Origin of the sequence: Leptospira mtsangambouensis, assembly GCF_004770475.1 — a bacterium.
GTDB lineage: Bacteria > Spirochaetota > Leptospiria > Leptospirales > Leptospiraceae > Leptospira_A > Leptospira_A mtsangambouensis.
The window spans coordinates 855,116-875,706 of record NZ_RQHK01000017.1; the positions used below are offsets into that span (position 1 = coordinate 855,116).

At 36.5% G+C, this 20,591-nt stretch carries 24 protein-coding genes; 1 reads left to right on the forward strand and 23 read right to left on the reverse strand.

Annotated elements, in window-relative coordinates:
* Positions 1 to 3 precede the first annotated feature (3 nt).
* Entirely contained in the window at positions 4 to 1,362 is a 1,359-nt protein-coding gene (locus EHR01_RS16505) for a TolC family protein (RefSeq protein WP_135696308.1), read from the forward strand.
* Here the strand turns inward: EHR01_RS16505 and EHR01_RS16510 are convergent.
* The 23 genes from EHR01_RS16510 to EHR01_RS16620 form a co-directional block, all read right to left on the reverse strand.
* Positions 1,359 to 1,721 carry a hypothetical protein gene (locus tag EHR01_RS16510; RefSeq protein WP_135696311.1) on the reverse strand — a complete coding sequence of 121 codons (363 nt, stop codon included), beginning with the start codon at positions 1,719 to 1,721 and terminating at the stop codon, positions 1,359 to 1,361. The two genes, EHR01_RS16505 and EHR01_RS16510, sit on opposite strands and share 4 nt — an antisense overlap.
* A complete protein-coding gene (locus EHR01_RS16515; protein ID WP_135696314.1) occupies positions 1,691 to 2,266 on the reverse strand; it encodes an LBF_2127 family putative lipoprotein in 576 nt (191 codons plus the stop codon). Before EHR01_RS16515 ends, EHR01_RS16510 begins: the two co-directional genes overlap by 31 nt.
* A 37-nt stretch (positions 2,267 to 2,303) precedes the next feature.
* Positions 2,304 to 3,605 carry a DUF2079 domain-containing protein gene (locus EHR01_RS16520; protein WP_135696317.1) on the reverse strand — a complete coding sequence of 434 codons (1,302 nt, stop codon included), beginning with the start codon at positions 3,603 to 3,605 and terminating at the stop codon, positions 2,304 to 2,306.
* 2 nt (positions 3,606 to 3,607) lie between these two features.
* Positions 3,608 to 5,170 carry an NAD(P)/FAD-dependent oxidoreductase gene (locus EHR01_RS16525; RefSeq protein WP_135696320.1) on the reverse strand — a complete coding sequence of 521 codons (1,563 nt, stop codon included), beginning with the start codon at positions 5,168 to 5,170 and terminating at the stop codon, positions 3,608 to 3,610.
* Between the two features lie 81 nt (positions 5,171 to 5,251).
* Entirely contained in the window at positions 5,252 to 5,857 is a 606-nt protein-coding gene (locus EHR01_RS16530; RefSeq protein WP_135696323.1) for an FMN-binding negative transcriptional regulator, read from the reverse strand.
* A gap of 20 nt (positions 5,858 to 5,877) precedes the next feature.
* The gene (locus EHR01_RS16535; protein ID WP_135696326.1) at positions 5,878 to 6,327 is read right to left on the reverse strand and encodes a GNAT family N-acetyltransferase; all 450 of its coding nucleotides are present in this window, start codon (positions 6,325 to 6,327) and stop codon (positions 5,878 to 5,880) included.
* Positions 6,302 to 6,724, reverse strand: coding sequence for a hypothetical protein (locus EHR01_RS16540; protein ID WP_135696330.1), 423 nt, complete (start codon positions 6,722 to 6,724; stop codon positions 6,302 to 6,304). Before EHR01_RS16540 ends, EHR01_RS16535 begins: the two co-directional genes overlap by 26 nt.
* Position 6,725: 1 nt before the next feature.
* Complete coding sequence (locus tag EHR01_RS16545) at positions 6,726 to 7,223, reverse strand: DinB family protein (RefSeq protein ID WP_135696333.1); 498 nt, start codon at positions 7,221 to 7,223, stop codon at positions 6,726 to 6,728.
* 81 nt (positions 7,224 to 7,304) lie between these two features.
* On the reverse strand, positions 7,305 to 8,477 hold the full coding sequence (chrA, locus tag EHR01_RS16550) for a chromate efflux transporter (RefSeq protein WP_135696336.1): 1,173 nt from the start codon (positions 8,475 to 8,477) through the stop codon (positions 7,305 to 7,307).
* Positions 8,478 to 8,523: 46 nt separating this feature from the next.
* Complete coding sequence (locus EHR01_RS16555) at positions 8,524 to 8,826, reverse strand: PadR family transcriptional regulator (protein WP_135696339.1); 303 nt, start codon at positions 8,824 to 8,826, stop codon at positions 8,524 to 8,526.
* Positions 8,827 to 8,961: 135 nt separating this feature from the next.
* Positions 8,962 to 9,720: a phytanoyl-CoA dioxygenase family protein gene (locus tag EHR01_RS16560; RefSeq protein WP_135696343.1), complete on the reverse strand. Its 759-nt coding sequence runs from the start codon at positions 9,718 to 9,720 to the stop codon at positions 8,962 to 8,964.
* 10 nt (positions 9,721 to 9,730) lie between these two features.
* On the reverse strand, positions 9,731 to 10,342 hold the full coding sequence (locus tag EHR01_RS16565; RefSeq protein WP_135696346.1) for a GNAT family N-acetyltransferase: 612 nt from the start codon (positions 10,340 to 10,342) through the stop codon (positions 9,731 to 9,733).
* A 186-nt stretch (positions 10,343 to 10,528) separates the two neighbouring features.
* On the reverse strand, positions 10,529 to 12,139 hold the full coding sequence (locus tag EHR01_RS16570; protein WP_135696349.1) for a copper chaperone PCu(A)C domain-containing protein: 1,611 nt from the start codon (positions 12,137 to 12,139) through the stop codon (positions 10,529 to 10,531).
* A gap of 77 nt (positions 12,140 to 12,216) precedes the next feature.
* The gene (locus EHR01_RS16575; RefSeq protein ID WP_135696352.1) at positions 12,217 to 13,002 is read right to left on the reverse strand and encodes a hypothetical protein; all 786 of its coding nucleotides are present in this window, start codon (positions 13,000 to 13,002) and stop codon (positions 12,217 to 12,219) included.
* 103 nt (positions 13,003 to 13,105) lie between these two features.
* Positions 13,106 to 13,519, reverse strand: a complete 414-nt coding sequence (locus tag EHR01_RS16580; protein WP_135696355.1) for an LIC_11090 family protein — start codon at positions 13,517 to 13,519, stop codon at positions 13,106 to 13,108.
* A 91-nt stretch (positions 13,520 to 13,610) separates the two neighbouring features.
* Entirely contained in the window at positions 13,611 to 14,396 is a 786-nt protein-coding gene (locus EHR01_RS16585; RefSeq protein ID WP_135696358.1) for an ABC transporter permease, read from the reverse strand.
* Positions 14,393 to 15,100: an ABC transporter ATP-binding protein gene (locus tag EHR01_RS16590; protein ID WP_135696360.1), complete on the reverse strand. Its 708-nt coding sequence runs from the start codon at positions 15,098 to 15,100 to the stop codon at positions 14,393 to 14,395. The genes EHR01_RS16585 and EHR01_RS16590 overlap by 4 nt, the downstream gene beginning before the upstream one ends.
* Positions 15,097 to 16,455, reverse strand: coding sequence for a nitrous oxide reductase family maturation protein NosD (locus EHR01_RS16595; protein WP_135696363.1), 1,359 nt, complete (start codon positions 16,453 to 16,455; stop codon positions 15,097 to 15,099). The genes EHR01_RS16590 and EHR01_RS16595 overlap by 4 nt, the downstream gene beginning before the upstream one ends.
* The gene (locus EHR01_RS16600) at positions 16,409 to 16,795 is read right to left on the reverse strand and encodes a nitrous oxide reductase accessory protein NosL (protein ID WP_135696366.1); all 387 of its coding nucleotides are present in this window, start codon (positions 16,793 to 16,795) and stop codon (positions 16,409 to 16,411) included. Before EHR01_RS16600 ends, EHR01_RS16595 begins: the two co-directional genes overlap by 47 nt.
* On the reverse strand, positions 16,785 to 17,396 hold the full coding sequence (locus EHR01_RS16605; RefSeq protein ID WP_135696369.1) for a hypothetical protein: 612 nt from the start codon (positions 17,394 to 17,396) through the stop codon (positions 16,785 to 16,787). Before EHR01_RS16605 ends, EHR01_RS16600 begins: the two co-directional genes overlap by 11 nt.
* Before the next feature lie 5 nt (positions 17,397 to 17,401).
* Positions 17,402 to 19,321 (reverse strand): Sec-dependent nitrous-oxide reductase, encoded by a 1,920-nt coding sequence (gene nosZ, locus EHR01_RS16610; protein WP_135696372.1) that lies wholly within the window; start codon positions 19,319 to 19,321, stop codon positions 17,402 to 17,404.
* A gap of 8 nt (positions 19,322 to 19,329) precedes the next feature.
* On the reverse strand, positions 19,330 to 19,791 hold the full coding sequence (locus EHR01_RS16615) for a c-type cytochrome (RefSeq protein ID WP_135696375.1): 462 nt from the start codon (positions 19,789 to 19,791) through the stop codon (positions 19,330 to 19,332).
* Positions 19,792 to 19,820: 29 nt separating this feature from the next.
* Entirely contained in the window at positions 19,821 to 20,417 is a 597-nt protein-coding gene (locus EHR01_RS16620) for a fasciclin domain-containing protein (RefSeq protein ID WP_135696378.1), read from the reverse strand.
* Positions 20,418 to 20,591 lie beyond the last annotated feature (174 nt).

Here is a 20,591-nt window from a genome sequence, read left to right on the forward strand (position 1 = left end):
ATAGTGCTTCGTATCAATCGACATATCTTTTTATTTTTTCTTTTTTTTGCTCCTGGGATTTATTTATGGTCCGAGACCGTAGATTTTTATGACTTACCAAAGTTAGTTGGTGAAAAATCCTATGAATTAAAATTAAAGGAAATGGAAATCGAACGTAAAAAAGTCGATATCGATTCAAAAAATTTACGCTATTTACCTTCTGTTAATTTAGAACATTCTCCTTTTTACGAAGCTTTGAGGGGCGATGGATACAATCGAAAAGGTTGGAGCACAACCTTAAATTTAAATTGGAATTTTCAGGACCAAGGAAATACGGTTTTAACCAATATGATCTTGGAATTGGAATATGAACGTCTTTTATTGGAATACCGAGCCTTATACCAAAAAGAATTATTCGACCAGGCTTTCCAATATGCAGAAACGTTAAAACTATTGGCTTTTTATAATTATGATTTTTCTAATGAAACGGATGCAGACAAACAATTCCAGACGGTTCAAAAACTCTATAAACAAGGAATTGAATCTTATTTAGTCACACAAAACTCGAAGGTGGATTATTTCTTTTACAAATACAATGCTATTAAATCTAGATTAGACCAACAAAAAAGTCAGTCAATTTTTCGAAGAAAGTTTTTATTAAAAGACGTTGCTTTAAAACAAATTCCTGAACGTGAATATAAAATTCTACCTTTGGAAGAAACTCTTTCGGAATACGAAAAGAATCTTTCTGAATTAAACTTTGATATTATTTTAACTATCAATCAGGTAAAAATTTTAGAGATACAGAAATTGGTTCGGTTTAATGAACTATGGGTCCCTGATTTTTTTGTAAACGTTTATAATCAATCCAGTCGTGAATCCTTTTCAGGTTTGAGTGGGACCTGGGCAAATTCTATGGAAGTTTACGATTATAGTAGGAACGATTTTAGCCGTTATGCTAGGTCTTCAGATGCGGATTTTAACGTAGGCGGAAATTTTGGTTTTAGATTTCCTTTATTCAATCGCTGGTTATCAAAAAATGAATTTGATAAATCAAAAGTTGAAATCAAGTTAGCAAAGTCTCAATCTCAATTTTTAAAAGAGAATACTGGTTTGTATCTCTTTGAGCTAATACAACAACATAACAATCTAGTTGAGTTATATGATATTTCCCGTGAAAGTAAACGAATTGCGGAGGAAAACTATCAGATTATGGAAAAGGCATATAAAACTGGATCTGCTTCCATCATTGAACTACAAACGGTAGATAGACGTCTTCGAGATGTTATGCGAAATGAAATTCAAAATCGTTATGATTTGATCCAACTTAGATTACAGATTGGTCTTCTATTGGGTGATACAATGAAATTTTTGAATTTTTAAAGATCCGTTGGTCGAGGTTTATTACCTTCTGAATTCATTGTTCGAATTCCGCACCTTTCTGTTTTCCATTGGGTCAGTATTTCATCTGATTTCACTTTGTTTTTATAATGAATGTAAGGTGTGCTAAGTATTGGTAGAAGAAAGATAGGTGAAAATGCAGAGTTGAGTAGGGATAAGGTGATTACAAGCCCTAGCGATAAAGTGTTTTCATCAAACACTTCTGTGACCTGCCGTTTGGTTTGGTAATAATATGCCAAACATTCTTCAGTATGATTTGCAGGATTGAATGGAATACTTACACATCCTACAAAGCTAAAAAGATTTAAAACTATAATGATTCGGATAAATTTTGGATACATGTTCTAACAGCTTCTAAGTTTGTTTCCTCAATCATACGGTGGAAGTTTCTGACTTTATAAAGTCCAAATAAAAATTGAGAAGTATTTCCATTCTTTGTAATTGTTTCTTCTTTGATGATGGATTTGTTTTTGAATAATTTGTATTTGAATTCTACAGTATATTCTCCTTCTCGAAATTGGATAGGCCATATTCCTGTAAAGGGCCACAAAACAGGCCAACTATACCACCAATTGTATTTATCTTGAAAGTTGGATTTCATTTCCACATCAATCGTATAATATTCGGTTATCGTTTCGGTGCCAAGGTCTGTGACTACATTTGGGAACAAACCTGAAGATGTTAAGTGACCTTTCCAAGCCATTCTCCATGCATCGGTATATACGCCACGATCTGCAGAAAGGATTTCAAATTTGCCGATGACTAAGGGTAAGTTGGTTTGTAATCGATTTGTATTTCCATTTGGTGATGGGGGTGGGACCTGTCGTAAGTCAACGGAACAATTGATGAAGATAAAGAATAAAATAATGGAAGCGATTGATTTCATTTTTCAGGTATTTAGAATAATTGTTTTGTTCGATGAATCAATCAATTTTCTTACGTTTAAAGATTTGTATTCGGTCTGTTATTGTTTCTTTCCATTCGTATCCAGAGGGGATTGGGAAGATTTTTGGGTCTGCGGGGAAATGGTAATATACAAAATAATCCTCTGTAGGTTTTTGATTAGCTAAAAATAAAGTAACGGTCGTTCGGTTAGAAAGGTATTGGGGTATATTGGAAACAATGGTTTTATCGACAAATAGGCCACGCAGAGTTTTGTAGTCTGTTCCTGAATGATCCGGGTTCATAAATTCCTTTCTGTACGAATAGGACTTAGTCAATGGTCCGAGGAAAAGGAACAGAAAAATGGAAACGGTTAAGGATAAATAAACAAACAATCGTTTGTTTTTGGAATGAATATTTTCTACACTTTCCATAAAGCCAATCATAATGATGGGAATTGCAATAAAGCTATGATGGGTGAATGGGGTTTTGTTTACTTCAAAGGAAGAGGTAATAGAATACAAAAGATAAGGTAACAAACAAAGGATTAGTTTGTTTTTGAAATGTAAAAATAAAAACGGTATGTTTAAGAATAAAAATAAATAAGGAAACAAATGTAAATTTTGTAACGCTAAAATTGGATTTTGGTAACGTTCCCAATGAGCAGGCATTGGAATGTTTGTTGTGGAGTTTTGTATACCGCTTAGAAGGACGATAGCAATTACAAAATAAACTAAGGATAAAATTCCAATCTTTAAACTTTGTTTTTGATTGGAGCGCCATTCTGTTAAAGCAAACACAATCCAAACCAAGGCGCATTCTTCTTTTACAAGAAGACTTAATACAAAAAATAGAACCCAATATTTTGATTTTTGTTTCCAAAAATAGTAAAATAAAAAGAAGAGAGGAATCCATATCACTTCGGGATGAAAGTCAAAAATTTGAATCCAATAAATCGGAAGGAATAAGGCATATAACAAAGGATAAATCCATTGAAATATACCTTCTCCCTTAAAAAAGGGAAGAATTAATATCGGAACACTCAAAACAAAGGCTTGGAATATGAGTAAACTTTCAACAAAGGGAAAAAATAAATATAACAATGATAAAGGGTAAATGTACCAATTGATATGGTCTGCAAAGTAATGGTGAATTTTGCCATCAACACCGAGGGAAGTAACAGCCTTTGCGTGATGAATGATATTGTAGAATAAATTTTCAAAAAGTCCGATATCCACACCCGCACCCATATGTCGGTAACGAAAGATGGATCTTTCCGATAAAAAATAAAATACCACCAACCATAAAATCAATGAAGGCAGGTGGTGACGTATGAATTTCATTTTTATTTTGTAAAACTACCGGTAATTGCAGCTTCAGCACATTTCATTCCATCAATGGCTGCTGAGACAATTCCTCCTGCATATCCTGCGCCTTCTCCGCAAGGAAACAAACCCTTGATTTGTATGTGTTCTAATGTATCGGGATTTCTTGGAACTTGAATGGGTGATGATGTTCGAGTTTCTGGCGCATGAATAATGGCTTCATTTGTGAAGTATCCTTTCATTGATGATTCAAATTCTTGAAATCCTTTTTTTAAGGAATCTGCAATGAGTGGAGGAAGTAATTCTGATAAGGAAACAGAAACGAGTCCCGGTGTATAAGATGTTTTGGGAAGGTCGCTTGATATTTTGTTTTGTGTAAAATCAACCATTCTTTGTGCAGGTGCTTTTTGTGTTCCCCCATTCATAACAAAAGCTCTTTGTTCGATTGAGGCTTGGTACTGCAGTGCTGAAAATACTCCATAGGATTCGAATGGTTTAAAATCGTCAAATCGAAGTTCTACGACGATTCCAGAGTTTGCTGTGGGCCTAGAACGTTCAGCACTTGACCAACCATTGGTGACTACTTCGCCTGGTTTTGTGGCACAAGGGGCAATCACACCGCCAGGACACATACAAAAGCTATATACACCTCTACCATTGATTTGTTTGACAAGAGAATACTCGGAAGCGGGAAGAAGTGGATTTTTGACATCACAATGGTATTGGATGGAATCAATTAAACTTTGTGGATGTTCGACTCTTACTCCAATGGCAAGTGGTTTTGTTTGGATTTGTATTCCTTTTTCATAAAGAAGTTGGAACATCTCTCTACCAGAATGGCCAGTGGCGATGATTACGTTTTTGGCCATCCACTTTTCTCCAGAGTTAGATTTTACTCCAGTAATAAAACTTCCTGAGAGAATTAAATCTGTAATCCGAGTTTTAAAATGAATTTCTCCACCAGCTGCTAGAATGCACTCTCTGATGTTTTGGATGATACGAGGGAGTTTGTTTGTCCCGATATGAGGATGTGCGTCAACTAATATTTGTTTTGTGGCACCGAAGGTGACTAGATATTCTAAAACTTTTCGGATGTTCCCACGTTTTTTCGATCGTGTATAGAGTTTACCATCCGAATAGGTTCCGGCTCCTCCTTCTCCAAAACAATAATTGGAATCTTCGTTGACAATGTGATGTACGTTGATCCCTCTCAGGTCTTCCACTCGTTCTTTCACATTTTTCCCACGTTCTAAGATGATTGGTTTTTTTCCTAACTCTAAGACACGTAAGGCGGCAAAGAGTCCAGCAGGTCCTGCGCCAATGATAATCACGGGTTCTTCTAAACTTACGTTAGGAAAGTGAGGAGTTGGATATTCGAGAGGAATGAAGTCTTCATTTATATATACATCCAATCTTAATTGGAAAACTACATTTTTTTGTCTGGCATCTATGGAACGAGAAGTACATTCAATATGTTTGATATCGGATTTTGGAATTTTGTTTTGTTTGGATACAAACTGCAACAAATGGTCTGGATTGGATGCAATCTCAGGTGTGACTCTTACATTTAATTCTAGTTTCAAGGTTAAATTCGTAATCTAAATTTCTAAATTAAAACAACAATAGAAAATGAGGCGACAACTTACAATGAATGGACTGTAAGATTATTGAATTAGGTTTTTTCTCATTAAAGATGCAATCGCTTTTTCATTTTCTCCGGGCAACAAATCTAAATTTGATATCACCAGATTCCGGCGTTCTACCGAATGATTTTGGCTGAGTTTTTGTTTGCCTTCAATATGAGTGATTTGGATTTCAAAAGGAACAATTCCTTTTTTTAATCCTTCGATGTAATTGGTATCTACTGATTCGATCTGGTATTTAGAATCTTTTGGTTCGAAACGTTGGACAATAGCAAACAAACTTTTTTGGATTTTTTCTGGATCATCCACGATATTTAAGATTCCTTTCACATGGACAGCGGTGAAATTCCATGTGGGAACTGCTCTTTCAGTTTCATACCAAGAAGGGGAGATGTAACAATGTGGGCCAGAAAAAATACAAAGAACTTCTTTGCCAACACTTCCTTTCTGTGGGTTTGGTTTTGCAAAATGACCAACTAATTTTTGTTTGTCGTCCGAAAGTAGGAGAGGTAAATGTGTCGCCACCAGCCCATTCTCTGAATCAGATACTAATACCGAAAAAGGGTTTTCCTCAATGGATTGGTAAATGAATTCGGTTTCCATTTGAAAATGTTCGGGAATGTACATAGTGACGATCTCCTAAAAAATTAAACAGACTTCCAGAAATATGTCAAAAATTCTGTTTCTTGTTCAAAACCTTCTTTTGTATACAATGCTCGAGCTTCTTTGTTGTGGGTAGAAGTGGAAAGTTCCAATCCTTTTCCTGAATTTGATTTGGTAAAAGATTTGGCTTCCGCAATCAGTTGTTTGGCGATTCCTTGTTTACGGAATTTATTTTTTACAAAGAGGTCATTTAAGAGATAAGATCTTTGCATGGAAATAGAAGAGAATACTGGATAAAGTTGTGTAAATCCTGCGATCTCTCCACTATCTGGATCTTCTGCTAGAAAGATAATGGATTGTGCATGTTCCATTCTGTCTTGCAAAAATCGATTTGCACCAGTTATGTTAGTTGGTTGTCCATAGAATTGTCTGTATTCATCGAAAACAGGGGAAATTTTGGATACGTCTTTATAGTTCGCTTGTCTGATTTTCATATTTTGGTACCAATGAGAAACAAATTACCGATAAAAATGCTGTGACCGGTGTTGCCAGTAAAGTTTCTAAATCGGTGACGGCAACTAGATTCCCTAAAGTATTCAGTAAAAATATTGTTCCAATGAATCCAAAAACAATTCTGATCCAGATCGGCACCAAACCTTGGTTTAAGTAACGAACATACTGAAAACTTGACCATAAAAAGAAAGTATTTACCAAAAGAGAAACCGATTCCATGACATACATTTCTTCTACACTGCTGAGTCTTCCTCCCCAAAGGTATTGGAACGGAATCACTTGCAAAAGAGCCAAGATATGAAAGACCATTGTCATTGAAAATAAAACGATTAAGATTCTGCTTGTTAAGGTCCTTGTTTTTTTTGATGGATTCCACATACTATTTTCCTTTCGTTTGGAGATAAAATACATAATCAATTTCTGGAGATTTGCCACCTAGCTGGGTGATGGCGGCAGTGATTTGTCCTCGGTGGTGTGTCCTGTGGTTAAAATTATGTTGGACCACATCACAAAAAATAAGTTCTGCTTCAAACCCTCTCATTGTTTTATAACGAAAGAGAGTTTCCCAAATTGAATTGTCAAGGCCTCTGAGCCAAGAATTCCATAATTCTAAACTTTCGCTCATTCGAATTTTTAATGTTTGGCGATTGGACTCAAGTTCTTCTGCTAAAGAAGATGGGATGTAGACTTCACCTATCAGTCGTGAATACCATACTTTTTCGACAAGCAACAAATGGTTGAGGGTCCCATGAATGGATTTAAAAAATAAACCTACGTCTTTTTTGTAATCTTCATCTGATAAAGTACCTATCGAGTCATACAAAAGATTTGTGGCCCAAATATGATAAGCATTGTTTCTAAGGAAAAAATCTTTCATAGAGAAAGATTTTTCCGAATGATCTGAGAAATCAATGACTAATTTAGAATCTACTCTTTTACCTTTTGTTCTATAGATTTTTTAATAAATATAAAAACTAATTAAAACAGTCGCAACGACAACGATCCAAGAAGGAAGTTTCCAGAATTCCAAAAATAAAAATCCTGTTATTGCCAAGGCAAAATCTTTACCGGAAAAAATTGCGTTCGTCCAAACTGGTTGGTAAAGTGCAGCAAGTAGTATTCCCACAACAGAGGCATTGATTCCTAACATAGACTTACGAATGTTTGGATTCTTTCTTAGTTTTTCCCAGAATGGCAAAACTCCAATCACCAAAAGAAAAGAAGGTAAAAAGGCAGCCACCAAACAAATGATAGCTCCCTCCCAGCCATTTGGTTCTACACTAGAAACAGCGCCTAAATAACTACTAAATGCAAACAAAGGACCTGGGATTGCATTCGAGATTCCATAACCTGCAAGGAATAGATCATTACTGACCCAACCGGAGGGAACCACTTCTGCTTGTAACAATGGAAGAACAACATGTCCACCACCAAACACGAGTGCACCTGCGCGATAAAAACTATCAAATAGTTTGATTGTTTGGTTTTGATACAGTTCTCTTAGGAATGGAAGGAAGATTAACAATCCAAAAAATAAAAATATAAAAACAGAGCCGAGTGTTTTATTTCCTTTGTGAAAAGGTTCATGAGGAAGGTCGGATGCAGATTTTAGAAAAAAAATCCCAAAAATTCCTGAAAAAACTAAAATCGCTACTTGTAGGAAAGCAGAGTTAAGAAAAAGAAGAATAACGCTTGTGAGTACGGCAATTGTGATTCGTTCTTTATCTGGGCAAAGTTTTTTACCCATACCGAGGATGGCTTGTGCTACCACAGCCACAGCCACCACTTTTAATCCATGTAGCCAATGGTTGTGAGTTGTAACATCCATCGTTGTGATTCCAAGTCCAAAGAATATAAGGATGATGGCAGATGGTAAAGTAAATCCAATCCAGGAAAGAATGGCACCAAAAATCCCAGCTCGGGAAAGTCCAATGGCCATCCCCACTTGGCTACTGGCAGGACCAGGTAAAAATTGGCAAAGGGCCACTAAGTCAGCATAGGCATGGGAACTGATCCATTTTTTTTTGGTAACATACTCGTCATGAAAATAACTTAAGTGTGCAATCGGACCACCAAACGAAGTACAGCCGAGTTTGAGTGCAGTAAAAAAAACTTCTAAATGATTTTTCAATTTTGTTTCTCCTGGTTAAAACGTTTTTTTCGTTTATCGAATTGTATTATTGATAAAGTATCTCACCAATTAATTCCTTTAATTTTACTTTTGCTGAGGACAGTTCATTTTTCCCTTTGGGAGTGATGCGGTAAAATTTGCGTTTTACTTTTCCTATTTGTTCGACTCGAGAACGGATAAGTTTTTTTTCTTCTAAATTTTTTAGCATTGGATACAGAGAACCTGGGCTAATTTTATATCCATGTTCGTTTAGTTCTTTAATCATCCAAACACCGTAAATTTCTTCCTTTTCACAGTGATGTAAAATATGAATTTTAATAAAACTGGAAAAAAATTCATTAATACGCATTCAAAATCAGATTACGATATCGAAATTAGATAGTCAAATAGATATTCCGAATTCTCAATTGAGAATGGTTTTTTTCGGGGAAGGATTTCCGCTAAAATCGCTGGCGTAAAAGAATGTTTATGTTCGAAAAGATATCTAGACCAACTGAAAGAGGGATTCTGTTTTTTGGTTCAGGAGTTCATCTTGGTTTGGAAAATGATTCCAGTGGTCGGCGGTTTCTTTTTTTTCTGGAAAATTTGTGTATAAGATATCAAAGGAAAATCGGTTTATATCGTAGTTTCCTTTGTGGATAAGATGAGCAGAAAACACAAGTAGGTCACCCGGATTATGTGGGATTAAGATTTGGTTAGAAAGGTCTTCGTGATTTTTTTTCCCCTCTAATTCCAAACGAGTGTTTCGTTCTTCTTCGTTGTCCCAACGTTTCTGTGTTCCTGGAACCATCCAAATTCCAGGATCTTTTTCTAAGGGAATCCGAAAGTGCCAAACAAAATCCTTTTGTATTCTTTCGAATTGTTTTTCTTCCGGAATGCCCATGTACTGGATGTCCCTATGCCAATAAGGAAGTTTCTTTGGATCTTCCGGATTAAAAAAGATTTGAGTGTTGAGAAAATACATTGGGCCATCGAAAACTATCTTACCAATTTCTAATAAGGCATCAGATGCAATGAATTGAAAAAGTGTCTCTCTATCCTTTTTGTCTTTTGTAAATTTTGTGGAAGTAAGATAAGCACTGTTTACATTTTTCGGATGATTCAGTTCTTTCGACCATTCTGCATTGGAACGAAGCAGGATATCTTTTAATAATCTAATCTGATCCATTGGAAAGTAATTGGGAAACAAATGATAACCCAAAGATTCCAATTGGCTTTTTGCCTTTGCATCAATATTGTTCATTGGTAAAAACTTAAATTTGTTTTTCCATATAATGATGAGAAGGAATGATTCCTTCCCAACCCAACGGATGTCTTGTTTCTTTGGTTTCAAAACCTAAGTTTTGATACAAGGAAATTGCAGGTTTGTTTTCTGCTGAGACGTCCAAAGATATGGTTTTATATTTTTGATTGTTCGTGATCATAAACTCGATTAGTTTTTTTGCGATCCCTTTGTTTCTTTCTGTTTCCGAAACAGCAATATGACCCAAATACAGACATCCAGATTTTGGTGGTTGGATGATGGTTTCTGTTTTGAGTCCTCTTGCCATGACTTTCGGTGCATTCCATTTGTATAAGGAAAGAATTCGAAGGGCTGTCCCTGCCGTTAGTGCCAAAAAACTAGGTTGTGTATAAGAAAGAATAGAGCCCACTACCTTACCATTTAGTTCTGCCACATAATGATTGGTATACGAAACAGTATTTCCTCGTTTTATGTAAGATGAGTTTAAAAAATCAAAGGGAGTTTGTTTTCCTTCCCCAAATACATAAGTCCATGCCTTGGGTCCTGAAGAATAAATGAGAGGTACGATTGTTTCTACATCGGTTGGTTTTGCAATACGAATGGTTAGGTTTGGATTTTCCATAAGATAAAAAAGTGAATCCTTAGATTAAAATAGAAATCTATCTAATTTTTTTAAAGATCCACTTAGTTCGTCAATAGAGAATTTTTGGTAACCTTGCGCCCCGGATCAAAGCGGAAATCCTTTCCTGAAAGGAAAGATTGCAGCGACGAGCCGGAGATGTGCGCCCCAAAAAAACAGAAACAATTTTTAAAACGTAAAGGAAGCAAATACGTTGATAAGCTCTCTTGTGGCAAGTTGTGGCCCGTTTAAATTTTGATGGAAAGGTTTTCCATACTCAAAACCAAATCGGGCTCCTTGGAAAATTCCACTTGTGACAAGAAAGTTAATACCAATGAGTAGGTCACTTCGCATTCCACCTTGACGATAAGGATCATTTTGTGGATCCATCTTTGGGTCAAGAGTTGCATCCATTCCTTGGAGGTTCAACCACCTTTGTTTTGCTACACGAACGGAAATTGATGTACTTTCGTGAACAAGAAAGGATAACCATCCAGAAATTTCGTATCGATTTCCGAATCTGTAGTTATTATCATTTTTTCCAATCCGTAAACTGGCTTGTGATTGTGCACCCCAAGAGAATCTCTTATAATTTCCGTTATACGATAATTGTGGAAGTAAACTATATGTTCCAACACCAGGTTGCATATTATAAGGAACTTTTTGTTTTCCCATCATAGGCATATTGTCTCTTTCATCTATGGAACCTGTAGGAAGAGAAATTCCCATACCTGTAAAAAAATTCTGATGTTCTGTTTTGATCAATCGATAGGCCGTGCTGAAACTAACATCACCAATTCCAGCAGAACTCATGGGAGCTCTGTCAAAATTACTGGATAACATCGTCATTTTGTTTTTCACTGCAGGAACCATAAACATAATCATCCATTTGTCGGAAATGGAAGTCATGGCACTCACCATATTCATTTCCATAACCATATCTGTCGGTACAGACATGTAGTTATATTTGTTAGGTGATAATGTCGGAAGAGTAGTTCCAATTGGCGAACCTGTAATTAAACTTCCTGTAGGCATTGCAACAGTAGGATCGGTAAATGGAAAATACAATGTTCCAAGGTCACTCATTCCAGAAGTGCCAGATTGTAGTCCCCACATTTTCATTCCCATATAACGATAATCAATCATCCACTTTCCTTTTTCGTGGATATGTGGGTTCATGATTCCAGCTGGTGCCAACATATCGGCACGGTTGTGGTGTTCGTGTCCTTCATGGCCTGAATGATCATGTTCCGCATGGTCTTCGTTCGGTTGTGTATTGGGATCAAAATTTGACATATCAACTTCATCAGTGGTTTGAGAAACGTTATTGTTATGTCCTGTTTCTTCCTTTTTGAATGAAGTAGGTTTGTTGTTTATATCTTTGTTTGGTGATGAAGTTTCTACAGAGATATTGGATTGAAGTTCTGAGCCATCAGAAAAAACAAAGCGAAAGGGAATGGAATCCTTTAGTTTTAATGGAGATTTGATTCCAAAAAGCATGATATGATACCCTCTTGGAGTGAGAGAGGTCATACCATTTTTGGGAATTGAAATTTCGGATACGGGAACCATTTTCATTCCCGCATCGGATGGTAACATTGTGTATAACTCGACTCGGTCGGCTATATTTGATTTGGCCTGGACTAGTTTTTTTTCTATGTTTGTTCCATTGTTTAAGGTGAGGTAAACAACAGAAGTTGTCGAGGATGTATATTTGATATAAGCATTCTCAATTTTAACCTCTTTCGAAATGAGAGGAGTGGTTATCAGAAATAAAATGAGTATGTGTTTGAGTTTCATTTGTTTGATTGATCCTTTTCCAAAAAATCATACTGGCTACTAAATTCACCAGTATGACAAGTGTTTGGAGAGAGAAATTACATTTCTGTGTTTGATACTATGGAACCAACTGTGAAAGAAGTAATGGTAACTCCATTCAATACAAAACCCAATCGATTTCCACCTGTATACACAGGAACATTCATCATTTGCATGATCGGATAGTAAGACATAGATCCTCTTTCTGTATCTGTGACTTCCGAACAAGGTTTATTGAAACCGTTTAAGAATCTTGAACCTCCCATTGTGTATTGAAAGTCTAAACAAAAAGTATGAGTTGTTCCAACAGTAGGGATGGGGGCAGATACTGATCCACCTTTGCCTGTGTTCCCAAACACACCGGATGCATTTTTATATTGAGTTTGTGCTCCCGCAATCAAACGATAAGTAGGACCAATTAACGGACTTCCTGTACCATAACCAATGACATCAAGGGTACTTGATGCGGAGTTCATAATAAAAGAAACTTCGATTGCAGTTCCTCCTTTGTTTGTAGAAAGCATTACATCATTAGTTGTAAACAATACAGATGTTCCGCTTGTTCCAATGGCACCTTTTGAAACTTCAGTTTGACCTAAGCTCAAATTGGTAAAACCTGCTTCATCACAAGCAGAGATTGAATATTTGGTTCGTGGTTTACTGTCCACTTGAGTGAGATTACTTGGTATCGCTGCTGTAGTAGAAATAGAACAACCTGGGTTGCTATTTGCCGCAACAAGGAGAGAAAGTAAATTGGAAGTGTTGTTTGCTTCAGTATTTTTTGCTAAACTACATTGTGATAGAACCAAACATACGAGAGAGATGGATAATAAATTCTTAAACATAAAATTACCTTTTGATACATTCCAAGGACTAAACTTTTCAGATTCGTTTGCCTAATTGATTTTAAATTGTTCCTTTAAAAGGAACTGACTCTTTCTGTAATCTTCAGGAATGGAGTTGTCTTGGTGGTTTGTAAGGTAAGTGTGCGAATCCGTTCCGTAGGTGGGCGCCTGGTTGGAATGCAAGGATGACAATATCATAAGTGATGAGTGGATTAAATTTTGTTTCCGCTGCGAAACTTGGGTTCATGGACTGTGATTGGAGAACCTTTGTGGCTGATTTTTTTTTCGCACAGGAACATACATGAGGGCCAGAATTTTTTGTTAGATGGCAAACGATTCGTTTGGAATGAGGTGAATCCTCTTCTTTGTGGATTTCGTTTTTGGAGCCGTGGTTACAATGGCAAATCATGGAAAGTTGATACATTGACTGGGCAAGTAATCCAGTTTCCAAAAATAGGACTTTACCTATAAAAGGGAGTAAGATCAAAACCGAGGCAATTTGTAACCAACGTTTCATAGTGAATAGGTATCATTTTACTGGTCCTTCACTGTAATTCAATGATCTAAATCAAGTGCAGTCAAATAACTCTATTGATAAAAATCATATTTTAAAAATTTCGTTTTTGGAATCGTTTAAACGAAACAAGAAGTGGAATACTAATCCACAAAGATAAAAACAAAACCGTAATTCCTAAAACTCCGAACAAACCTAGTTGTTTTAATAATAACGCACCTGAAAAACCAAGAAGAGCTGAGGAGCTAGTTTGTAGGATTAGAAGAATTCTAATTAAGTCAATTGGATTGAGTAAGATGACAATGAGAGACGGAATTTCAATTGGATAATCACCTAAATACAAACTAAAGATAAATACCAATGCATCAAAGAAAATAAAAAAGTACAACCAAACCAGAAGAGAAACCGTTAGTACGATTTCACCCCTTCTGATAAAAGAAGAAATTAAAAATGCAATGGCAACAAAGATACAGGTTAAGAAGATTCCAAACAATATTAATTCGAAAAATAAAAATAGAAATTTTGGGTCATTAGAGAAAAGAAACATACCGGGTATCCCAAGCCCGAATAACAGACCTAAGGAGAGAGATATTGTAATTCCTAAATACTTTCCCAAAAAAAGGGAACTTCTACTAACAGATTTTGAAAGTAATACTTCGGCAAATGGCATTGATTCTAAAAAAGACATTCCAGAGAATGTAATGGAAAATAGGGGAATCACAATGAGAGTTAAGTTCATTGTGCTTACGAGCAAACGGATTCCATTTTGATCCCCAAAAAAACTTAAAATCATCATCACAAGGACAAGTAGTCCAGAATAGATAAATACCCAACGACTTCGTATATTTTCTTTGATTTCGAAAAATAAAATTTCTTTCATGGTTTTGTTTTGTATTCCTCATTCCAGAAATTCATCAATGCCTGATCTAAATCAGTTTTGTTGTTTTTTCTAAGGAAATTTTCCGGAGAATCGTCGATCAGAATGGAACCTTCTGATAAAAGAAGAAATCTGTCAGCTAACTCCTGCAATTCTTTTAATATATGGGTTGAAAATATAACAAGAGAACCTTCTTTTTTCTTTTCGACCAAAAGTGTTTTTAGTAAATGCGAGATATATGGATCTAAACTTGCGGTGGGTTCATCGATCACATATAGATCTTTTTTGGAAGAAAAACACTGAAGGATGCTGATTTTTTGTTTGGTTCCCCCGGATAAAGATCCAATTTTTTTATCCATATGGTTATTTAACTCTAAAATTGACAAAAGGTTATGAAATCTTTCTTCTTCTACTGGTTCTAGTTTTTTAAAAAAAGAAATTAGTTCTGCTACTTTGATGTTTGTAGGAAAACGAGGAGTTTGTGGCATATAACCGATGGTATGTGGTTGTCCGTCTTTACTTTGGAATAAAATTTCTCCAGCGATTGGTTGGACAAGTCCAAGAATTCCTTTGATCAGTGAACTTTTACCTGATCCATTGGGACCAATGATGGAAACTATGTTGCCTGATTCTGTTTGGAAATTTACATCCTTAACTGCAACAGAATTTCCTCCATAACTGATGGTAAGATTTTTAACTTCTATCATATTCTTTCCTTCATCCTTGGATGTTGGTCTTCAAATTCAATCGGTGTCACTATGGGAAATGCTTTTTCGATTCCTTGCAAAAAGAGAACCACTGGAGATTCATAAAGTACCATAAGGAATGGATACACGGCAATCCAGTATCCAAAAAAATGAATGGTTTTATGTGGAATATCTCCAATTTGATCTTTGTCTAAATCGTATCCCTCGTAGTGATCCCAATAATTTTTAGAAAAAACATTGGTTGTTGATTTTGTATTGGTGCTGATATCAAAAACATTTTTTATAAAATTGTTATCTATGATTTTGTTGTAATCGGTATTTCCAAGAATTTTGATTCCCCATCCATTGTTGATAAAATCATTGTTTTGAAAATTGATATTGGTAATTCCATCGGCAAAAACAGCAATTGTATTCCCTTCAAAACGATTTTTAGAAAGAGTACTGTCTGCAATATCTTTGAGTAAAATTCCATTGGAACTTTCTCCCCAATTGTCTAAAAATTCATTTTCTTCCATAATGATGTCTTTGCTATACATGACGGCGACACCAGCTGAATTATTTTTGAAAATGTTTTTGTTGAATTGGTTGTGGTTTGAAAACATAAAATGCATTCCGTAACGAATGTTTTCTTCTGATTCGTTCCCTTCGATTTCTAAATGTTCGGAGAACTCTAAATAAATTCCGTCACGGTGTTTTTTTAATTTGTTTCCAATGATTTTGTTATGACTTGCTGACCAGAGGTGAATCCCATTTCCACCAAGAACTTCGTTTTCAGCATTCCCAATGGAGGTATTGTTTTTGATTGTGCAGTTTGAGGTTTCCGCTAAATAAAATCCATAAACATTGTCTTCTAAACTTAAATTTTCAAAATAACAATCTTTTACCTTTTCTGCATGAACCCCTGCATATTCGCTTAAGTCGGAGATCCCACTTCCAATGACTTTTAAATTTTGAATGCGGACTCCATTGGCATAAACTCCCAATACATGTTTTTCTTTGAGTCCATCAATCACCACACCATTTTCCCCAATGATGGAAATCGATTTGGTGATGGGTAAAAAACCTTCTTTGTAAATTCCTGATTGGATTTTGATTGTATCACCATTTTGTGAAAACGAAATTGCATCCTTTACAGTTTTTACCGTACAATTTGTACACACGGAAATGGTTTTAGAAAATAAAGGATTTAGAGGGGAAATGGAAAATAGAATTAAGGAAAAAAAATATAAAGTGTTTTTCCAACCAAGAGGGATCTGATGATTTTTTTGGTTTTGATTATGATACAAATTGGTTTTTTGGCAAACCCATTTAATTTTGAAATTGAGAAGAGTCTTCATGAGTTTTAAAAGCGGCAAGTCCCGCTCCCATTGGCGAACGAATTTTGTCTGAATGGATGATAATGGCTTCGTCTTTAGGGATAAATTCTTTTGTATCTAGATAGTTAGTAACCCAAACTTTTGCAATTTTTAAATCTTTTTGTTTCTGAAATTGTTCCATACATTCAATGGCATCGAAGTGGTATCTTTTTCCTTTGTAAGTGATGAGTTGGGTATGGAATCTCATATCTACAATGGACATAGAACAGTGACTACATTTAGTTTCCCCCACAGTCAATGGTTCAGGGCGAACATCCCCACAGCCTACGAGTGCGACTGTGAGGAAAATGCAAATTAGTTTGAAACTATTAAATCGCATTTGTTTTTTTCCTTCGATTTTCATCCCAGAGAATATACACTAATACGACGAGACTTAACCCAAGAATCATACCACCGTAAGAAGGATAACTGCAAGCAGTAATATTTAACATTACCTTACAGCCAAGAAGTGGCGGTTGGTATGCCATTCCTTCTACAATGATTGGTGCTTCTGGATTCAAGTTGTGTCCGTAGTTGTATTCCCATCTCCAAAAATCAGAGAGTCCAACAAGACCTACGATGATCAAATTGATAATCCCAAGAATTGCCATCCCCACTTTGGGATAGAGTTCTGTGATAAATGCACCAAAGATCAAATAACCAAGAACATACGGCATAAAGAGTAGTTCCGGAATGGATTCCGAAACAATTTCCTGCATACCAATGTAGTGGTTCAGAAGATTGATGTTTTTGAGATCATAAGGTGTGGCACCAGTGATTTTGTTAATCCAAATTTGCATTCCGAGTCCTTCAGGATACTGAGGAGCCGCAATAGAAATGGACCAGATAGGAATTAAATAAACCGCGATGAGAACCAAACCGACCCCTAAGATTAGGAGTCGGTTTCTTTTACTTAACGTTTGGAAAAGTAAAGTTTTCATATAGGTTATGGATTCACTCGGATGTACTGTTGCATCTCTTGGTGAAGAGCAGAACAGAAATCAGTGCAATAGAAAGGATATACACCAGGTTTTGGTGCTACCCATTTGAAAGTTCTAGTTTCACCTGGCATGATGAGTAGGTTAGTCATGTTAGGTGCTCCACCGATTGCAAATCCGTGAGGAATGTCATAATCTTGTTCCAAGTTGGTTACATGGAAGTATAAAGTTTCCCCAGTTCTTGCTTCAATAATATCCGGTTTGAAATGGGAACGAATCGCAGTCATGTAGATATGGATTGTACTTCCAAGTCTAACAATTTTTGCATCGTTTTCATTTTTAGTCGCGTATGGATGTTTGTTCTCCTCTAACGGGAAGAGTTTCGCAGTTTTATCCATAATCAACTTTGCTGGAATCATTTGTGAATAGTGTGGTTCCCCAACAGTAGGGAAGTCAGACAACAATTCAGCTTTACCAGATGAGATATCATAGAGCTGCGCACTTTGAGGTAACTCCATACCAACTGGTAGATATCTATCTTTAGTGATTTTGTTCATTGCGATTAGATATTTACCGTAAGGTTCAGTAGAACTACCACCAACGATGGATAAGTGACCTACACTATAATAAGCAGGTAGATGTTGCACCACTTCCCAAGTTCCTAGTTTCCATTTTACAACCTCTGAACTTACGAAACAAGAAGTATAAGCATACCCTTGACCGTCGAACTCAGTGTGTAATGGACCAAGACATGGTTTTTGTACTTCACCAGCAAGTGTGGATTCGTATTTAAGAACTGGAATTCCTTCGATTTCAGTCGAGTGGTGTTCCTTTTTGTCTTTTACTTCCATCATTTTGCTAAATGAGTGAACTGGAATTACGGATGCTAACTTTCCACCACCAACAATGTATTCTCCTGTGGAGTCTACGTCAGTTCCGTGTGGACTTTTAGGTGTTGGCATGTAATACATCATACCTGGACAATCTTTTGGATTTAACATCTTCACACCGCTTAACTTTGTTGAAACGGCAGGTTTGTTTTCGTCTTTGAAATTGTTTAGGTATTCACCACCAAAGTTGTAAGCTTTGCCTTGGTCTTTACATTCTTTCGCACGAACCCAGTTGAATGCTAAGATAAAATCTTTATCTTTTTTAGAAGCACCAACTTCTAACATTTTATGAGCTTGTTCCGAGTTATAACTACTGAAGAAACACCAGTCATGGGATTTCTTTTTACCACAATGTGATAAGTCGTAGTTGAATCCTGGAACTAGAACTTGTAATTCAATCGAAAGTCTTCCTGTGTTTTTATCAACTTTTACCATAGTGACGGTTCCTTTGAACCCACCTTTGGAAAAACTGTCGATTGCCACACTGGCTTGTGGAACAGGAACCGAGAAACGTGTTGCTGCCATCAAATACTCTGTGTTTTCAGTAGCAAATGGAGAAGCATGGTTTCCGGCAGTGTTTGGGATTTCCAAAATCTCTTTTGTTTCAAAAGATTTTAGGTCAATCCTTGCAAGCCTTGGTGTGTTGTTTGCGTTAAGGAACATCCAACGACCATCTTGTTTACCATCTGTCATAGATGCTTCTACGTGATGGCTATCATCCCATGGCACATAACCATGAGTAGTTTTCAACATGTCTTTGGTTTCTTCGTCAAATCCGTATCCATTTTCAGGAAAAACGGAGAATACTGGAATGATTTTGAATAGTCGTGCAGATGGGATTCCGTAAACGGACATCTGACCACTAAATCCACCAGACAAAAATGCGTACACTTCGTCCTTATCGCCCGGAGCCACATACACTCTAGAAGCAGCATCGGAAGCAAGTGTTGCCGTTGCTGCACCCTTCTTGCAATTCGGAACGAATGCAAAAAGAGCGATTCCAAGTGTAACTAGTATTAAATTTGATTTTTTTAACATATCGTTACCTATTTTAAATCCATCTTACGGAAGTATTCGAGGATCTCTCTCGCTTCTTCTTCCTTTATGTTTTGAAAAGTCATTTGTGTTAAGTGTTCACCGAGTAACTCTTGTCCAATGGGATCTTTTTGAGTCATCTCAATTGGATTTAGAATCATATTCATAATCCATTCTGGAGTTCTGCGGAGTGTTACATCTTGAAGAGCTGGTCCGACGACCTTTTCTTCAAATTTGTGACAAGCGGAACACTTGGCTTCAAATTGTTTTTTACCACGGTCTGCCATTGCCTGGTCTAATGCACCGATGGTAACAGATTTAACTGGTCCAATTCCCTTAGAACCAGCATTAGATGTTGGTGTTTCCTCAGTTTTCTCTCCTCCACAGGATATGATTGTCATTGTCACGAAGAGTCCGAGTAAGAGTCCGAACTTCATTCGAAAAGACACTCCGTTTATTTTTGAAAGGTTCATTTTAAATACTCCTTGGTATTTTTTTCTTATCATTTCTTGGCTGGTGGAAGTAACACCGAGTCAACGACATGAATGATTCCGTTTGCAGCTGGAATAGATGCGACAATGGTTGCACCATTGATCATTACCTTTCCATTTTTTACGGAAACTTTTGTGTGACCTCCATTTGCCATACCAAGTTCATCATCTTTGCCGGTGAACTCAGATTTCAAAATGGATTCAGTTAAGTTACCTACTACCACATGGTACTCTAATATGTTCTTCAATGCATCTTTTTGACTCGGTTTCAAAAGATCATCTACGGTTCCTGCTGGTAACTTCGCAAATGCATCGTTTGTTGGTGCGAACACAGTGAACGGTCCTTGGTTTGCAAGGGAATCCACGAGGCCCGCAGCTTGGACAGCCGCAACAAGAGTTGTATGGTCTTTGGAACCTACAGCAATTTTTAGAACATCCTGTTGTGATTTGTCATCTGCTACAGCAGAAATCCCTTTGCCTGCATCGGAATCATCTGCTTTGCCACATGAGGCACCGACTAGCGAGAGACAGGTGACAATCGTGATCATTGTGAATTGAAAAATTTTTTTGTTCATTGGATACCGCCCACTTATTGGTTCACCTTCCATTGAATGCCATAAAGAAGGATTGTGTATTGATCTAGATCAAGATGGTTCGAATCATTTGTGTTGATAATTGTCAATTAGGGGAATGAGAAAGAGAAAAACATTTCGTATATAAAATCGAAAAAATAGGTCTTTGGCCGGTTCTCTGGCAGTTTAGCGAATCTCTAAAATTAAATT

What these genes read in the sequence shown, in the direction of transcription:
- EHR01_RS16520 (WP_135696317.1), bottom strand. Translation starts at nt 3,605, where the DNA reads ATGAAATTCATACGTCACCACCTGCCTTCATTGATTTTATGGTTGGTG.
- EHR01_RS16605 (WP_135696369.1), bottom strand. Translation starts at nt 17,396, where the DNA reads ATGAAAACTTTACTTTTCCAAACGTTAAGTAAAAGAAACCGACTCCTA.
- EHR01_RS16615 (WP_135696375.1), bottom strand. Translation starts at nt 19,791, where the DNA reads ATGAACCTTTCAAAAATAAACGGAGTGTCTTTTCGAATGAAGTTCGGA.
- EHR01_RS16535 (WP_135696326.1), bottom strand. Translation starts at nt 6,327, where the DNA reads ATGAAAATCAGACAAGCGAACTATAAAGACGTATCCAAAATTTCCCCT.
- EHR01_RS16575 (WP_135696352.1), bottom strand. Translation starts at nt 13,002, where the DNA reads ATGTTTAAGAATTTATTATCCATCTCTCTCGTATGTTTGGTTCTATCA.
- EHR01_RS16570 (WP_135696349.1), bottom strand. Translation starts at nt 12,139, where the DNA reads ATGAAACTCAAACACATACTCATTTTATTTCTGATAACCACTCCTCTC.
- EHR01_RS16600 (WP_135696366.1), bottom strand. Translation starts at nt 16,795, where the DNA reads ATGCGATTTAATAGTTTCAAACTAATTTGCATTTTCCTCACAGTCGCA.
- EHR01_RS16620 (WP_135696378.1), bottom strand. Translation starts at nt 20,417, where the DNA reads ATGGAAGGTGAACCAATAAGTGGGCGGTATCCAATGAACAAAAAAATT.
- EHR01_RS16590 (WP_135696360.1), bottom strand. Translation starts at nt 15,100, where the DNA reads ATGATAGAAGTTAAAAATCTTACCATCAGTTATGGAGGAAATTCTGTT.
- EHR01_RS16555 (WP_135696339.1), bottom strand. Translation starts at nt 8,826, where the DNA reads ATGCGTATTAATGAATTTTTTTCCAGTTTTATTAAAATTCATATTTTA.
- EHR01_RS16510 (WP_135696311.1), bottom strand. Translation starts at nt 1,721, where the DNA reads ATGTATCCAAAATTTATCCGAATCATTATAGTTTTAAATCTTTTTAGC.
- EHR01_RS16540 (WP_135696330.1), bottom strand. Translation starts at nt 6,724, where the DNA reads ATGTGGAATCCATCAAAAAAAACAAGGACCTTAACAAGCAGAATCTTA.
- EHR01_RS16565 (WP_135696346.1), bottom strand. Translation starts at nt 10,342, where the DNA reads ATGGAAAATCCAAACCTAACCATTCGTATTGCAAAACCAACCGATGTA.
- EHR01_RS16580 (WP_135696355.1), bottom strand. Translation starts at nt 13,519, where the DNA reads ATGAAACGTTGGTTACAAATTGCCTCGGTTTTGATCTTACTCCCTTTT.
- EHR01_RS16560 (WP_135696343.1), bottom strand. Translation starts at nt 9,720, where the DNA reads ATGAACAATATTGATGCAAAGGCAAAAAGCCAATTGGAATCTTTGGGT.
- EHR01_RS16545 (WP_135696333.1), bottom strand. Translation starts at nt 7,223, where the DNA reads ATGAAAGATTTTTTCCTTAGAAACAATGCTTATCATATTTGGGCCACA.
- EHR01_RS16585 (WP_135696358.1), bottom strand. Translation starts at nt 14,396, where the DNA reads ATGAAAGAAATTTTATTTTTCGAAATCAAAGAAAATATACGAAGTCGT.
- EHR01_RS16530 (WP_135696323.1), bottom strand. Translation starts at nt 5,857, where the DNA reads ATGTACATTCCCGAACATTTTCAAATGGAAACCGAATTCATTTACCAA.
- nosZ (WP_135696372.1), bottom strand. Translation starts at nt 19,321, where the DNA reads ATGTTAAAAAAATCAAATTTAATACTAGTTACACTTGGAATCGCTCTT.
- EHR01_RS16515 (WP_135696314.1), bottom strand. Translation starts at nt 2,266, where the DNA reads ATGAAATCAATCGCTTCCATTATTTTATTCTTTATCTTCATCAATTGT.